Below are 15,176 nucleotides of genomic sequence, written 5' to 3' on the forward strand. Positions count from 1 at the left end.
GCTTCTTTCAAGTTGGAGACATCGATGGATCAACGTGTCGCGCCTGCTGTGCCAGGCCAGGACGAAGTGACGGAGCAGGTGACGGTTCGCGAGGCGGTGTTCCGCTTGCTGCGCTCGTTCGGCATGACGTCCATCTTCGGAAATCCCGGTTCGACTGAGCTTCCCATGTTCATGGACTTCCCGGACGACTTCCACTACGTGCTGGCGTTGCAGGAATGCGTCGTGCTGGGCATGGCCGACGGATATGCGCAGGCGACGCGCAACGCGGCCTTCGTGAACCTGCACTCGGCCGCGGGTGTAGGCCACGCGATGGGCAATATCTTCACCGCCTTTCGCAACCGCACGCCACTGGTGATCACAGCCGGCCAGCAGGCGCGTTCCATCCTGCCCTTCGATCCTTTTCTCGGGTCCATGCAGGCCGCCGAGCTTCCGAAGCCGTACGTGAAGTGGAGTGTTGAGCCTGCACGCGCAGAGGATGTGCCCTTGGCGATCGCGCGCGCTTATTACATCGCCATGACGCCGCCATGCGGGCCGGTGCTGGTGTCGGTCCCCTCGGATGACTGGGCCGTGAAGACGCTGCCGGTCGACGCGCGCGAAGTCAGCCGTTACCTGCGCCCCGAGCCCGGTCTCCTAGCCAAAATTGGCGACGCGCTGGACGCCGCCCGTGCACCGGCAATTGTGGTCGGCGCGTCGGTCGACCGCGACGGCGCCTGGAACGAGGCGGTCAAGCTGGCGGAGCGCCACAACGCGCGCGTGTATGTCGCACCCATGTCCGGGCGTTGCAGCTTCCCGGAAGATCATCCGCTGTGGGCCGGTTTCCTGCCGGCGATGCGTGAGCGAATCGTTGAGCGGCTGGCCGGCCACGACCTGGTGTTCGCCCTTGGAGCGCCGGCATTCACCTATCACATCGAGGGAGCCGGGGGCGCGCACTTGCCCGACGGAGCCCGGCTTGTGCAGTTGACCGAAGACCCCCAGGTCGCCGCCTGGGCGCCGACGGGAACCTCGGTGGTCGGCAGCATCCGGCTTGGCTTGCTGGACCTGCTGGACCGCCCCGCGCTCGCGCCCAGGGCCGCGCCACCGGTGCATGCGCGGCCCGCGCGCGTGCCCGAGCCTTCGCCGGGTGAGCGCCTGCCGGTGGCATGGGTGTTGCAGACGCTCACCGATGTGCGTCCGCGCGACAGCATCATCGTTGAAGAGGCGCCCAGTGCGCGGCCCGTCATGCACGGTCATCTGCCGATTTTCGAGTCGGAAACTTTTTACACCATGTGCAGCGGAGGATTGGGCTGGGGCTTGCCCGCGTCGGTCGGCATTGCCATGGGCAAGCCGGGCGCCCGCGTCATCGCGCTGGTGGGGGACGGCTCCGCGATGTACGCGATCCAGGCGCTGTGGAGCGCTGCGCAGCTCGGCCTGGCCATGACCATCGTGATCCTGAATAACCGCCGTTATGCTGCGCTGCACGACTTCGCGCGCATCTTCGGCTATCGATCCGATGAACCCGTTCCGGGCACCGAGCTTCCCGACCTTGACTTTGTTGGTCTGGCCGCGGCCCAGGGCGTTCGCGGGCTTCGCGTAGCGCGCGCCGACCAGCTTCGCCCGGCACTCGAACAGGCTTTGCAGTCCGGCGAGACTATGCTGGTCGAAGTCGAAATTGCCTGAGACAAACAACAAACACAATTCCAGAAACAAGGAGGCAAAAGACATGAGCAAAATATCAATGCTGATCAACGGCGAGGCGCGCCAGGCAAGCAGCGGCGCCACATTCGAGCGCCGCAATCCGCTCGACGGCACGGTGGCGACCATCGCACCCGCGGCCACGGCGGCTGACGCGACCGCGGCGGTTGACGCCGCCGCCACCGCGTTCCAGACCTGGTCGCGCACCGGCCCAGGCGAGCGCCGCGCACTGCTGCTGAAGGCGGCGCACGCGCTGGAAGCCAAAGCGCAGCAACTGACGACGGCCATGGCCGCGGAAACTGGTGCGGCCGCCCCCTGGGCAGGCTTTAACGTGCACCTGGCCGTGGGCATGCTGCAGGAAGCGGCCGGCCTCACCACGCAGATCAGCGGGGAAGTCATCCCCTCCGACGTGCCCGGCAGCCTGGCGCTGGCCGTGCGCCGCCCGGCCGGCGTGGTGCTGGGCATCGCGCCCTGGAACGCACCGGTCATCCTGGGCGTGCGCGCCATCGCGACGCCACTGGCCTGCGGTAACACGGTGGTATTCAAGGGCTCGGAACTGAGCCCCGCCACACACGGCCTGATTGTTGATGTGTTCAAGGAAGCGGGTTTTCCTCCGGGCGTCGTCAACTTCATCACCAACGCACCGGCTGATGCGCCGGCGGTGGTGGAAGCCATCATTGCCCATCCGGCCTTGCGCCGCGTGAATTTCACCGGATCGACGCGGGTCGGCAAGATGATTGCGGCGACCTGCGCCAAATACCTCAAGCCGGTGGTTCTCGAGCTGGGGGGCAAAGCCCCGCTGGTGATTCTGGACGACGCCGACCTCGATGCCGCAGTCAACGCCGCGGCCTTCGGCGCCTTTGCCAACAGCGGCCAGATCTGCATGAGCACCGAGCGCATCGTGGTCGACAAGCGCATCGCCGGTGCCTTTGTGGAACGGCTTGCCGCGAAGGCGGTGAAGCTACCGCTGGGGGATCCTCGCAAGGGGCCGGTGGTGCTGGGTTCGGTGGTCGACGCCAGCACGGTAGAACGCTGTAATGCGTTGATCGACGATGCCCTCGCGAAAGGCGCCACACTGGTCTGCGGCGGCAAGGCAGAGAACACCTTGATGCCCGCGACCCTGCTTGACCATGTGACGTCCGAGATGCGCATCTACCACGACGAGAGCTTTGGTCCGGTGAAACCCATCGTGCGTGTCGATGGCGTGGAAGAAGCCGTGCGGGTGGCCAACGACAACCACTACGGCCTGTCGGCCGCAGTGTTCGGGCGTGACATCGCGCGCGCCTGGGAGGTGGCCAACCGTATCGACTCGGGTATCTGCCACGTCAACGGGCCCACCGTGCACGACGAGGCCCAGATGCCCTTCGGTGGTGTCAAGGATTCGGGTTACGGCCGTTTTGGCGGCCGCGCCGGCATCGATGCGTTCACCGAGCTGCGTTGGATCACGGTGCAAACCACCGCCCGCCACTACCCGTTTTGATGCAGGAGACACCCACAATGAAAACACTGCTCACAACCCTCCTGCTGGCGACCGGCCTGTGTATGGGTTCGCTCGCACACGCCCAGAACTGGCCAAACAAGCCGATCAAGATCGTCGTCAACTTTGCGCCTGGCGGCGCGGCCGACCAGCTGGCCAGGCTGATCGCCCCGCCGCTGCACGAAGCGCTGGGCCAGCCGGTCCTGGTAGAGAACAAGGGCGGCGCGGGCGGCAACCTGGGCGCCGAGTCCGTCGTCAGGTCGCCGGCCGACGGCTACACCCTGCTCATGGCTTCCGGCGGCACGGTGTCCATCAATCCGCACCTGTACGCCAAGATGACCTTCGATCCGGCCAAGGACCTGGTGCCAGTGGCCTCGGTCGCCCGTGTTCCCTTCTATCTCGTGGTGCGTGCCGACAGCCCGGTCAAGGATTTCAAGGGTTTGATCGCCGATCTCAAAGCCCACCCCGGCCAACGCGCTTTCGGTTCGCCCGGCAATGGCAGCTCGCCGCACCTGGCCACCGAGATGATGAAGAGCGAGACGGGGACTTTCGCCGTGCACGTTCCCTACCGCGGCGCTGCACCGGCATTGACCGATCTCTTGGGCGGGCAGATCGACTTCCTGTTTGACCCCGGTATCGCGCTGCAGCATGTCAAGACCGGCAAGCTGCGCATGCTGGCGGTCGGCAGTCCGCAGCGCGCGCCCCAGGTGCCCGAGGTGCCCACCCTCAACGAACTGGGGCTCAAGGGTTTTGATGCAGATGCGGTGTTCGGCCTCTACGCACCCACGGGCACGCCGCAGGCCGTGATCGACCGTGTCAATACCGAAGTCAATCGTGTGCTGAACCAGGCGGCGACCAAGGAGCGCATTCTTGCCATCGGCAACGTGGCACTGCCGCTCAAGCCTGCGGAGTTCGGGCGCAAGGGCGCGGAAGACTCCAAGCGCTTCGGCAAGCTGATTCGCGACCGCAAGATACAAGGCGACTGACGGCGATGGCCGGCTGCTGATGTCATGCGACCTTCGGCCGTCGCATCGTGCGCAACCATGCATGAAATCTAGTTCCACGACGGAACACCGCTTCAATGGTTGAACTATCGTTTCTGTGAAACGTTTTAAGACTCAATGCTTTGACTCCGCAAGGCAATGTCGTATCCTGAGGAATTCCAACTTTGCAATCGTCACCATGACTCGGGAAGCCGCCCCATCCAACAGAGCCCTAAAAACCCAGAAGCCCGTCGACGTTGACGACCGCTGGCGGCACGGAAACATCGGCCGTCTTTTAAGCAACGCCTTGAGGCATTTCGAAGCACGCGTCATCGAACTGCTTGCCGAAGCTGGACATACCGAAAGCACGGCCATGCACATCAATGCAACCCGTCACCTGGATATTGAAGGTACGCGCCTTACGGATATGGCTCAGCGCGCTGCTGTAACGAAGCAGTCTATGAGTGAACTCGTCGCCCAGTTGGAGACTCTGGGAATAGTGGCTCGAAAACTCGATCCCTTGGATGGGCGTGCGCGCATTGTGTACTTCACATCTCAAGGACTGGTCTGGTTGGAAGATTTCCGCGATGCGGTTCGCCAGGCGGAAAAGGAAATGGCTCACAACATCGGAGCCGACTCCTTGCGAGCCGTCAAGGTGGCGTTGCGCTGGTACGGTCCACCTGAAGAATAGAAGATGATTCGCGCGGGCGAGTGCCCCTAGGGTAAGCACCTAAGAGTTGCTTGTTGCCTAAATAGTCAGGTTTACCTGACAATATGGCATGCACTCAAAAAACTCTGACTCCTCTGTTGTCCCGTCTCGGGCGGATGTCATCATCGTCGGCGGTGGGCCCTGCGGCCTGATGCTTGCCAACGAGCTTGGGCGCCGCGGAGTGAGCGCGGTACTTATCGACGACAAGCCCAGCACGGCATTCAATCCCCAGGCAAATGCCACTCAGGCTCGCACGATGGAGCACTTCCGTCGTCTTGGGTTTGCGGACGAAGTGCGCGCTCTTGGGCTGCCTGTGGATTTCCCCACCGACATTGCCTACTTCACTCGCTATGCCAAGCATGAATTGGCAAGATTTCGCCTCCCGTCGGCACGTGAAGCGAAAGAAAAAGTAGCCTCCATGAGCGGCTCCTGGAGCGCAGCGGAGCTTCCCCACCGCATTTCGCAGAAGTTCGTGGAGGCGGTGTTGCGGCGACACGCCGAGGTGCTGCCCGGGATCTCAGTGAACTACGGTTGGCGTCTTGTTTCGTTTCGGGATGAGGGTGGCCATGTTGAGGCCGACATCGAGCGTGTCTCGGACGGAAAGCGATGCAGCGTTCGTGCTGGATATCTCGTCGGAGCCGATGGGCCGCGCAGTACGGTTCGCCAGGGGATGGATTGGCGTTATGTCGGAGAAACGGGTGTGCAGCGCGATTTCATGGGGGGGCGGATGTATGCGATCTACGCGCGATCACTTGCCTTTTACGATGTCGTGCCTCATGCGCCGGCCTGGATGAATGTCAGTTTCAACCGTGACAGGCGGGCTTTTATGGCCGCCGTTGACGGACGAGGTGAATTTGCGTTTCATACGCAGCTCCGCCCGGGTGAGCGGGAAGAGGATGTCACCGAAGATGACGCGCGTGCAATGTTTCAGGCCGCAGTCGGCGCTGAAGTTCCTGTGGAGATTCTCTCGCGGGGTACCTGGACGGCCGGCCATTGCCTGGTTGCCGAAAAATTCCAGCAAGGCCGCGTCTTCATCGGTGGAGATGCCGCTCATCTGTTTACGCCCACAGGCGGCCTTGGCTACAACACGGCAGTTGAAGATGCTGTGAATCTGGGTTGGAAGCTGTCCGCCGTGATCCACGGATTTGCCTCGGAAACCCTGCTTTCCACTTATGAGCAGGAGCGCCGTCCTGTCGCAATTCGCAACACCAGCTACGCCAAAGGCTTTGCCGATTCGCTCGGCCTGTTCGAGCCTGAAGAGGGTATCGAGGGCGATGGCATTGAGGCGATCGAGGCGAGAACGCGCGCAGGCGAATACCTGGCCAAGCATGGTCGACTGGAGTTCAACATCCCAGGGGTTACTTTCGGCGGACGCTATGACGGTTCTGCAGCCATCTTCCCTGATGGCACCCAGCCTCCACCCGATGCCGCGAATAGCTACGTGCCGACGGCTTGCCCCGGAGGCCGCGCGCCGCACATCTGGCTGAGCGACTCGGAATCGATCTACGACCGATTTGGCTTCGAGTGGACGCTTCTGTGCCTTGGCGGCGAGCGTGATAGCGCGCTGCCCCTCGTGGACGCGGCGAAAGAGCGCTCATTACCTTTGACGGTTCTTGAACTTCGCGATGGCGTCGCAAGAGAAATCTACGGAGCAGACCTGGTTCTTGTGCGCCCTGATCAGATCGTGGCATGGCGAGGCGACAGCGCAGTAGACGCGAAAGCGATCTACATGAAATTGCTGGGAGTTCCACCAACGGCCGCTAGCCCCGACGACGCAACTCTCTGCTCGGAAGGCGCCTCGAGTGAGGCTGATGAATCGCAGTCGAAATCGATGTCGTGAGCTATTCAACGTTCCAATAACTAAGGAGACAACATGAAACCAGGAGTTTGGATAAATTTTTCGGTGGGCATTGCACTGGCGGCCTCATCTCTCGTGGCTTCGGCGCAAGAACCCATCAAGGTGGGTGTGGTCGCTCCGATGTCGGGCGTGTTCGCGGCCTACGGAAAGCAGATCGAAGCGGGCATCAATGTGTTCCTGCGCGAGAACGGCGATTCGATCTCCGGCCGAAAGCTGCAAATTATCTACAAGGACAATGCGGGGCCCAATGCAGAAGCCGCAAAACGGCTTGCTCAGGAGCTGGTGATTCGCGACAAGGTTGACATCCTTGCGGGCTTCGCATTTACCCCCGATGCGCTGGCAGCCGCCCCTGTCGCAACAGAGGCCAGGAAGCCGCTCTTCCTTCCGCTTGCTGGGACTTCCATTGTCACTACCAAGTCTCCCTACATCGTGCGAACCTCCTACACGAACGCGCAGGTGGCACTGCCTATGGGGCAGTGGGCGGCGAAGAACAAATATAAGAAGGTCTTCTCGCTCGTATCGGACTACGGACCCGGCTTGGATGCAGAAACCTGGTTCAAGAAGGGTTTCAACGCTGAATTGGCGGGTTCCGTACGCGTGCCTGTCAGCAACCGCGAGTTCGCCCCTTACCTTCAACGCATCAAGGATGCCAAGCCAGAGGCGGTGTTCATCTTCCTTCCGGCCGGCGAGCCTATGGTGTCTTTCATGAAGGGATTCGCCGAACGCGAAATGGCGAAGGCTGGCATCAAGATTTTGGCGCTCGAGGGCTGGGCGGACGACGATACGCTCGCGGCAGTGGGTGATCCTGCCATCGGCGCCATCAACACCGGTTTCTACTCGACTGACCACCAGAGCGCCGTCAATCGGCAGTTCATTTCGAACTTCGTCAATGTCACCGGCGGGAAATTTCTCCCCAACTTTCTCTCCGTCGCGTCCTACGACACGATGAAGGTGATCGCCCACGCCATACAAAAGCAAGGCGGCAAGGTTGACCCAGATGCCACTATCGAAGCGGCGAAGGGCTACACCTATGAAAGCCCTCGCGGAACGATCCTCATCGATCCTGAGACGCGCGACGTGGTCCATGACATCTACGTGCGCCGCGTCGAAAAGGTAAATGGCAAGCTCGTAAACCGTGAGTTTGATGTATTCAAGATGGTGAAGGATCCGGGGAAGTAACGCGGCAACTCGCCAGCCCGCCACCTCGCGCTTCCGAGAGCATCGGCGGCGGCGTCGCCAGCTTGTAAACGCGATGCGAAATTTCAAAGCGGCTTGCCGATGAGGCCTCGGTCGGGATCGACCAGACCGCGGCAGCCCAACCCCAAAACTTATCAGGAGAACAGACATGAACGGAAATCGTGGCGTTGCCTACATCAAGCAAGGCGTGGTCGAGGTGCAGTCCATTCCTTTTCCGAAACTCGAAGACCCCCGTGGCAAGCGTATTGACCACGGTGTCATCCTCAAAGTTGTATCTACGAACATCTGCGGGTCGGATCAACATATGGTCCGCGGCCGCACGACGGCGCCTGCCGGGCTGATCCTCGGACATGAGATCACTGGGGAAGTGATCGAGCTCGGACGCGATGTCGAGACGCTCAAAAAAGGGGATCTTGTTTCTGTCCCGTTCAATGTGGCCTGTGGTCGCTGCCGCACATGTAAAGAGCAGCATACCGGCGTCTGTCTGACAGTAAATCCCTCGCGTGCGGGGGGGGCTTACGGATATGTCGACATGGGCGGGTGGGTAGGCGGCCAGGCGGAGTACGTGATGGTTCCGTATGCCGACTTCAATCTTCTGAAGTTTCCGGACCGGGAGCAGGCGCTGGAAAAAATCGCGGATCTGACTTGCTTGTCCGATATTCTTCCTACGGGTTTTCATGGCGCGGTCACCGCCGGCGTGGGCCCTGGAAGTACTGTCTATGTCGCCGGTGCGGGGCCAGTTGGATTGGCGGCGGCGGCGTCCGCTCAACTGTTGGGCGCCGCAGCCGTCATCGTTGGCGACGTGAATCCAGCGCGTCTGGCGCATGCGCGCAGCGTGGGATTTCTGACAGCTGACCTGTCTAAGGATGCCAGTCTCGCTGAGCAGGTCGAGCAACTGTTGGGTACGACGGAGGTCGATTGTGCGATCGACGCGGTGGGCTTCGAGGCGCGAGGCCACGGACATGACGGTGCGCAGCATGAGGCGCCGGCTACCGTTCTCAACTCCCTCATGGAAATCACACGCGCAGCTGGAAAGATCGGAATTCCTGGCCTTTACGTGACCGAGGACCCGGGGGCCGTGGATCAGGCGGCGAAGCGTGGCGCACTCAGCATCCGCTTGGGGTTGGGCTGGGCGAAGTCTCACAGTTTCTTCACGGGCCAGACCCCCGTCATGAAGTACAACCGCGCGCTCATGCAAGCGATCCTGTGGGACCGCATCAAGATTGCCCACATTGTTGGGGTGCAGGTGATCTCACTGGATGATGCACCAAAGGGCTATGCCGAATTCGACGCCGGCGCGCCAAAGAAGTTTGTCATCGACCCTCATGGTCTGCTCAAGAAGGCGGCCTGACCATGCTGTACATCAACCCGCGAGAGCGGATGCGGCGGTTGCCGGGGATCGCACCGAACACCGTGCGTTCCCCATCGCTCGTGCAGAACTGGGGACGGACGGGATGCTGAATTTTTTGGGCGTACTTTTTGATGGCGCGGCATACGGAATGCTGCTGTTCCTGCTGGCGATAGGGCTGTCGGTCACGATGGGGCTCATGGGCTTTGTCAACCTGGCCCATCCCGCCTTCGCAATGATTGGAGGTTACGTGTTCGTGTCGCTGACAGGCGCACTCTCATTCCCTTTCCCAATCGCCGTTCTGGGCGCAGCCGTCGCGGCCGGAGGCGTTGGGCTGGTATTGGAGCAACTGCTTTACCGTCGCCTCTATGGAGCCAAACCACTCGCGCAGGTACTCATGACCGTTGGCCTTGTGTTCGTCGCCATGGCCGTAGCGACTTATATGTTTAGTGCCAACCAGCAGACTATCGTCATACCGGACGTTCTGCACGGGCAACTCAGCGTCGGCCCTCTTGAGCTATCGCGTTATCGGCTGCTACTCATCCTGATTGGGGGCCTGTTGGCAATGGCCGTTCACTTTTGCCTGGAACGTACCCGCCTGGGAGCACAGATTCGCGCGGCGGTCGACAACCAGCGCGTCGCAGCCAGCATGGGTGTGCCGGTGCAATCGCTGTTCCGGCTCGTCTTCACAATTGGCTGTGCATTGGCCGGTATTGGTGGGGCCATGGGAGTGGATTTGCTCGGCCTGGATCCGAGTTTTCCCATCAAATACCTGGTGTATTGCCTGCTCGTCGTCGTAGTCGGAGGGCCCGGATCGGTACTGGGAACTCTTTATGCTTCGCTTCTGGTCGGCATCGCCGACATTGCCGGGAAATACTACGTTCCCGAGGCGGGCGCATTTGTTGTTTACACGCTGATGGTCGTGCTGCTGGTAAGTTTTCCAGCCGGTCTCAAAGGAAGGGCCGCATGAGCCACCTCAACACACTGGGGGCTCTCCCTCAAAGCCCTGCCGCGGCGCCACGCCGCCGTGCGATGGTGAAAGCCGTATCTCTGCTTGTGCTGGCATCGATTGCAGTTTCTGCGCCATGGTGGCTCCGCGATTACTTGTTGCTTCTGACGCACATCCTGATCGTGGGGATTTTGGCGTTGTCGCTTGATCTGATCCTCGGCGTTGCAGGGTTGGTGTCGCTCGGTCACGCAGCGTTCTTTGGACTGGGGGCATACACCGCCGGCTTGTTCGCGAAACACCTCGTGCAGGATCCTCTGGTGGGCTTGTTGGCCGCCGGCGCCATATCCGGATTCGCCGGCCTGCTGTGTTCGCCTCTCGTGGTGCGTGGCTCCGATCTCTCCCGTCTTATGGTGACGCTCGGGCTGAGCATGCTCTTGCTGGAAGCTGCGAATCGTGCCGCTGGCCTCACCGGAGGCGCTGACGGCCTGCAAGGTATTGTCATGGGGAAGATGCTCGGTGTGTGGCGCTTCGACCTTTATGGCGTGGTGGGCTACCTTTACGTGCTGGTTGTTGCCTCCCTCATCTTTATGCTCAACCGGGTGCTGCTACGCAGCGAATGGGGGATGTCGCTTCGCGCCTTGCACGACCAGCCGCGCCGCGCGGAAGCTATTGGCATCCACGTCACTGGCCGGCTTATCAGCGTCTACACCGTGGGCGCCGCGATTGCAGGAGTGGCAGGTGCTCTGCTTTCGCAGACCACGCAATTCGTCGGCCTCGAGATACTGGGCTATGGAAAGTCAGCAGAGATACTCGTCATTCTCATCGTCGGTGGCGTTGGTCTTGGGTGGGGTGGCTTTCTGGGGGCCGCAGTCTACCTCCTGCTGCACGAAAAATTATCCGCAGCTGCCCCGGAGTACTGGAATTTCTGGCTCGGCCTCTTCCTGATTTTTTTGGTGCTTTTTTTGCCTGAAGGATTGGGTGGTGGCCTTAAGAACCTGCAGCGCAGGTTCTCACGATTTCGCGGGCGCAAGGAACAAGCACAATGAACTACGCTCTAGAAACGCGCGGCTTGTGCAAGAGCTTCGGTGGCCTTCAGGTAACCCAGTCGGTTGATCTCCGCCTAGCACAAGGTGCGCGCCATGCCCTGATCGGCCCCAACGGCGCGGGCAAGACCACACTCATCAATCTGTTGACCGGAACTCTTCAGGCCTCTTCTGGCACGGTCTGGCTCAATGGCAAAGACATCACGTCGGTTTCTCCGCATCGTCGAGTGCGGCACGGACTGTCGCGCACATTTCAAATCAGTCAGCTCTTTCCGCAGTTGACTGTCCTGCAGGCCGTCACGCTGGCGGCATGCCAGGCCGAAGACAGCAGTTGGCTGACCCGCGCCGTAGTGCCGTTGGCCAACCGCCGGCGTGCTGCTGAAAGCGCGTTTTTCACCCTTCAGGAACTGGGCCTGACACAGGCTGCGGAGACACCCATCGGGGAACTGCCTTATGGTCGCCAGCGGCTGGTGGAGATTGCACTGGCGCTCGCGGCAGGGCCGAAGGTGCTGCTGCTCGACGAACCGGCGGCCGGTATTCCCGAGGGGGAGAGCGATGAAATGATTGCGACCCTGTCGGCCCTTCCAAAGCACGTGACGGTCCTTCTTATTGAACACGATATGGACCTCGTGTTTCGTTTTGCGACCAGGATCAGTGTGTTGGTGGGCGGTGCGATGTTAATGGAAGGGACTCCCTCGCAAGTGGCGCAGGATCCGCGAGTTCGGGAAGTCTATCTGGGACGAAAGGCTGTGGCATGAGCTCACCACCGATCATTGAAATAGAGAATTTGCGCGCCGGATATGGCCATGCCGTTGTGCTCGACGGCATCTCCCTGTCGCTCGAAGCAGGACAGTCACTGGCCTTGCTGGGTCGAAACGGAGTTGGCAAGACAACGCTTATTGCCTCTTTGCTCGGGCATACACGCTGCTTTGGGGGACTGATCCGGTTCGATGGGAAAGTGCTAGACCATCGCGTACTGCATGCGTGTGCCGGGCTTGGAATCGGGTGGGTACCCCAGGAACGGGCCATCTTCCGCTCGTTGACCGTGAGAGAGAACCTGACAGCGACGGCGCGCCCGGGCGCATGGACCCTGGCGCGCGTCTACGACCTGTTTCCACGCTTGCAGGAGCGCGAGCGCAACCTTGGCAACCAGCTGTCCGGGGGTGAGCAGCAGATGCTGGCCATCGGGAGGGCGCTCATGCTCAATCCACGCCTTCTGCTGCTCGATGAGCCTTTCGAAGGGCTGGCACCTGTCATCGTCGAAGAACTGTCCCGTGTCATACAGAGGCTTCGCGAAGAAGACCGGATGACCTTAATCCTGGTCGAGCAGCACGTCGACGACGCGTTGGAGCTTTGTGATGAAGCCATCGTGCTTGACCGCGGGAGAGTGCGACACCATGGCACAGCCAAGGAATTGTTGCAGGACAGAAAGCTTCTCGAGTCGCTCGTTTCGTTAAGAGCGGTTGCAGCAGAAGCGGAAGAAGCAGCATGAAGGAGCCTCGCCAGGCACCGACAACGATCAACGAAGCCGCCAACCACACCGAAGCCAGGCCCACTTCGCGGGCGCGAGCGGGCAATGGAGCCACTTTAGGACAGAGATAGCAATGCGCAATATCGATGAAAACACCATCACGCAAGCAGTAATCGAATCGTTTGGAAACTGCAAGGATGAAAGACTGCGCACAATCCTCACAGGGCTTGTGCAACACCTCCACGCGTTCGCGCGCGACGTGCATCTCACGGAGGCCGAATGGTTCTCCGCGATCCAGTTTCTCACCGATGCCGGGCACATCACCGACGAGAAACGGCAGGAGTTCATCCTTTTATCCGACACCCTTGGGCTCTCCATGCTCGTAATGGCGCAGAACAATGCGCGTCCAGCGGGATGCACCGAATCAACGGTATTCGGCCCTTTTTACGTCGAAGGCGCGCCGCTGGTGGACAACGGCGCTGACATCGCAAACGGAGCCATAGGAGAACCGTGCTTCGTCCGCGGTACCGTTCGTGGCCTGGATGGTGTTCCCGTGGCGCAGGCGCAAATCGATGTGTGGCAATCGGATGCAGACGGGTTCTACGACGTGCAATACACCGGGCATCACGAGCACCGTGCACGTGCACGGCTTCGCTGCAGGCCGGACGGAAGCTTCGACTTCCGATCAGTATTAGCCGTTCCTTACCCCATCCCGCACGACGGTCCCGTCGGAAAGATGCTGGCTCACGTGGGGCGACATCCGTGGCGCCCAGCCCACCTGCATTTCATGGTCGAGGCCGCCGGATACGACCGCTTGATCACGCATGTGTTTCGCAGTGAGGATCCGTATCTGGATTCGGACGCCGTATTTGGCGTTCGGTCTTCATTGATCAGCGATTGGGTGAAGCACGCGCCAGGGCCGGCGCCGGACGGCTCGGTTTCCACCGTCCCGTTCTACACGCTGGAATATGACTTCGTTTTGCACCGAACCGCGGCAACCGCGGAGCAAGGCGCGAACAAGGGACTGCAGCCATGATCCGGCATATCGTCATGTGGAAGCTGCGCGGCGACACAGCCGATGAGCAGCGGATCGCCCGTGAGCGTGTCAAGACTGCCTTTGAAGGCCTGCGCGGCAGGATCCCAGGAATGAGTCGAATAGAAATAGGGTTCGATGAGAGTGCCGTCGACTATGCCTGCGATGTAGTCTTGCTTTCAGAGTTCGATTCGCGGGACGCGCTTGTAGCCTATGGAATTCACCCCGAGCACCTGCGCGTGCGTGATGCTCTTGGCGACCTGCGCACTGCACGCCACCAGGTGGATTACGTGGTGGAGCATCCCTGATGGACGATTTCATCTATACCGGAAGGCCAGCGCGGGTCATTTTCGGCGCCGGGGCTCTCCGTCATCTCGAACGCGAAGTTGCACTTCTTGGTGCAAAACGCGCCATCGTTCTTTGCACCCCGGAACAGCGCTACCAAGCCGAGGCCGTGGCTCATCGACTTGGAGCTACGGCGGCAGGCATTTTTGATGAAGCCGCCATGCATGTTCCGGTGGAAATTGCGAAGAAGGCAATTGCCGTCGCCAGGCAATTGCGTGCGGACTGCGCGATCGCTATCGGTGGTGGATCCACCATCGGCCTTGGAAAGGCGATTGCACTGGAATCGTCGCCGGAGTTTCAGATTCCCATTCTTGCAATCCCGACCACTTATGCGGGCAGTGAGGTAACACCGATTTTCGGCGTTACGGAAGGAGGCCTGAAGCGTACGGGAACTGACATGCGTGTGCTGCCCCGGACGGTGCTGTATGACGCTGAGCTCACCCTCTCGCTACCCGTCGGGATGTCTGTCACGAGTGCGTTCAACGCGATGGCGCACGCAGCCGAGGGCTTGTATGCGCAAGATCGTAATCCCGTCATGAGCCTGATGGCTCAAGAAGGCATACGCGCAATCGCCTCTGCACTACCGATCATTGTCAGGGAGCCGGCTAATCGGGAGGCGCGTGGCAATGCGCAGTATGGAGCTTGGCTCTGCGGCACGGTGCTCGGATCGGTGGGGATGGCGCTGCATCACAAGCTGTGCCACACGCTTGGAGGCAGCTTCAATCTGCCGCATGCGGAAACGCACACTGTCATGCTGCCGCATGTGCTTGCCTATAACGAAGTCGCCGCACCCGAGGCCATGCATCGTATTGCGAGCGCCTTGGGACAGTCCTCGGCTCCGCAGGGCCTGCGTGAATTGGCTGCGGAATGTGGCGCACCGGTAGCCCTGCGTCAGATCGGCATGCGTGAGGCAGACCTGGATCGCGCTGCCGATATCGCATGCGCCAACCCCTACTGGAACCCGCGACCACTGCAGCGTGATGCGATTCGTGCGCTTTTGCAAGATGCGTTCGACGGCGTCAATCCCAGGGGCTGATCGGTATGAAGTCACATGAAATCAATGCACAAGCCCATGTTCTGGCAAAGAGGGCA

The 15,176-nt window shown here is 60.9% G+C and carries 14 protein-coding genes; all 14 read left to right on the plus strand.

From position 1 onward, the window contains the following. Positions 1–24: 24 nt before the first annotated feature. The 14 genes from mdlC (at position 25) to AC1D1F_RS14350 (ending at position 15,120) form a co-directional block, all read left to right on the plus strand. Positions 25–1,656 carry a benzoylformate decarboxylase gene (mdlC, locus tag AC1D1F_RS14285; protein ID WP_477696441.1) on the plus strand — a complete coding sequence of 544 codons (1,632 nt, stop codon included), beginning with the start codon at positions 25–27 and terminating at the stop codon, positions 1,654–1,656. Between the two features lie 43 nt (positions 1,657–1,699). Further along, a complete protein-coding gene (locus AC1D1F_RS14290) occupies positions 1,700–3,151 on the plus strand; it encodes an aldehyde dehydrogenase (RefSeq protein WP_477676440.1) in 1,452 nt (483 codons plus the stop codon). A gap of 17 nt (positions 3,152–3,168) precedes the next feature. After that, entirely contained in the window at positions 3,169–4,134 is a 966-nt protein-coding gene (locus tag AC1D1F_RS14295) for a Bug family tripartite tricarboxylate transporter substrate binding protein (RefSeq protein ID WP_477696442.1), read from the plus strand. A 196-nt stretch (positions 4,135–4,330) separates the two neighbouring features. Further along, positions 4,331–4,822 carry a MarR family winged helix-turn-helix transcriptional regulator gene (locus AC1D1F_RS14300; protein ID WP_477676442.1) on the plus strand — a complete coding sequence of 164 codons (492 nt, stop codon included), beginning with the start codon at positions 4,331–4,333 and terminating at the stop codon, positions 4,820–4,822. 88 nt (positions 4,823–4,910) lie between these two features. After that, positions 4,911–6,680, plus strand: a complete 1,770-nt coding sequence (locus AC1D1F_RS14305; protein WP_477696443.1) for an FAD-dependent oxidoreductase — start codon at positions 4,911–4,913, stop codon at positions 6,678–6,680. A 33-nt stretch (positions 6,681–6,713) separates the two neighbouring features. After that, positions 6,714–7,877 carry an ABC transporter substrate-binding protein gene (locus tag AC1D1F_RS14310; RefSeq protein WP_477696444.1) on the plus strand — a complete coding sequence of 388 codons (1,164 nt, stop codon included), beginning with the start codon at positions 6,714–6,716 and terminating at the stop codon, positions 7,875–7,877. 166 nt (positions 7,878–8,043) lie between these two features. Then, complete coding sequence (gene fdhA / locus AC1D1F_RS14315; RefSeq protein WP_477678100.1) at positions 8,044–9,246, plus strand: formaldehyde dehydrogenase, glutathione-independent; 1,203 nt, start codon at positions 8,044–8,046, stop codon at positions 9,244–9,246. 103 nt (positions 9,247–9,349) lie between these two features. Continuing rightward, positions 9,350–10,213 carry a branched-chain amino acid ABC transporter permease gene (locus tag AC1D1F_RS14320; protein ID WP_477678099.1) on the plus strand — a complete coding sequence of 288 codons (864 nt, stop codon included), beginning with the start codon at positions 9,350–9,352 and terminating at the stop codon, positions 10,211–10,213. After that, positions 10,210–11,238 carry a branched-chain amino acid ABC transporter permease gene (locus tag AC1D1F_RS14325; RefSeq protein WP_477678098.1) on the plus strand — a complete coding sequence of 343 codons (1,029 nt, stop codon included), beginning with the start codon at positions 10,210–10,212 and terminating at the stop codon, positions 11,236–11,238. Before AC1D1F_RS14320 ends, AC1D1F_RS14325 begins: the two co-directional genes overlap by 4 nt. Continuing rightward, the gene (locus tag AC1D1F_RS14330; RefSeq protein WP_477678097.1) at positions 11,235–11,993 is read left to right on the plus strand and encodes an ABC transporter ATP-binding protein; all 759 of its coding nucleotides are present in this window, start codon (positions 11,235–11,237) and stop codon (positions 11,991–11,993) included. Before AC1D1F_RS14325 ends, AC1D1F_RS14330 begins: the two co-directional genes overlap by 4 nt. After that, complete coding sequence (locus AC1D1F_RS14335) at positions 11,990–12,727, plus strand: ABC transporter ATP-binding protein (protein ID WP_477678096.1); 738 nt, start codon at positions 11,990–11,992, stop codon at positions 12,725–12,727. The genes AC1D1F_RS14330 and AC1D1F_RS14335 overlap by 4 nt, the downstream gene beginning before the upstream one ends. Positions 12,728–12,839: 112 nt before the next feature. Beyond that, positions 12,840–13,742 carry an intradiol ring-cleavage dioxygenase gene (locus AC1D1F_RS14340; protein ID WP_477678095.1) on the plus strand — a complete coding sequence of 301 codons (903 nt, stop codon included), beginning with the start codon at positions 12,840–12,842 and terminating at the stop codon, positions 13,740–13,742. After that, entirely contained in the window at positions 13,739–14,047 is a 309-nt protein-coding gene (locus AC1D1F_RS14345; RefSeq protein ID WP_477678094.1) for a Dabb family protein, read from the plus strand. The genes AC1D1F_RS14340 and AC1D1F_RS14345 overlap by 4 nt, the downstream gene beginning before the upstream one ends. After that, the gene (locus AC1D1F_RS14350) at positions 14,047–15,120 is read left to right on the plus strand and encodes a maleylacetate reductase (protein ID WP_477696447.1); all 1,074 of its coding nucleotides are present in this window, start codon (positions 14,047–14,049) and stop codon (positions 15,118–15,120) included. The genes AC1D1F_RS14345 and AC1D1F_RS14350 overlap by 1 nt, the downstream gene beginning before the upstream one ends. The last annotated feature ends 56 nt before the right edge of the window (positions 15,121–15,176 follow it).

The organism is Polaromonas sp. P1_H6, from assembly GCF_056405195.1.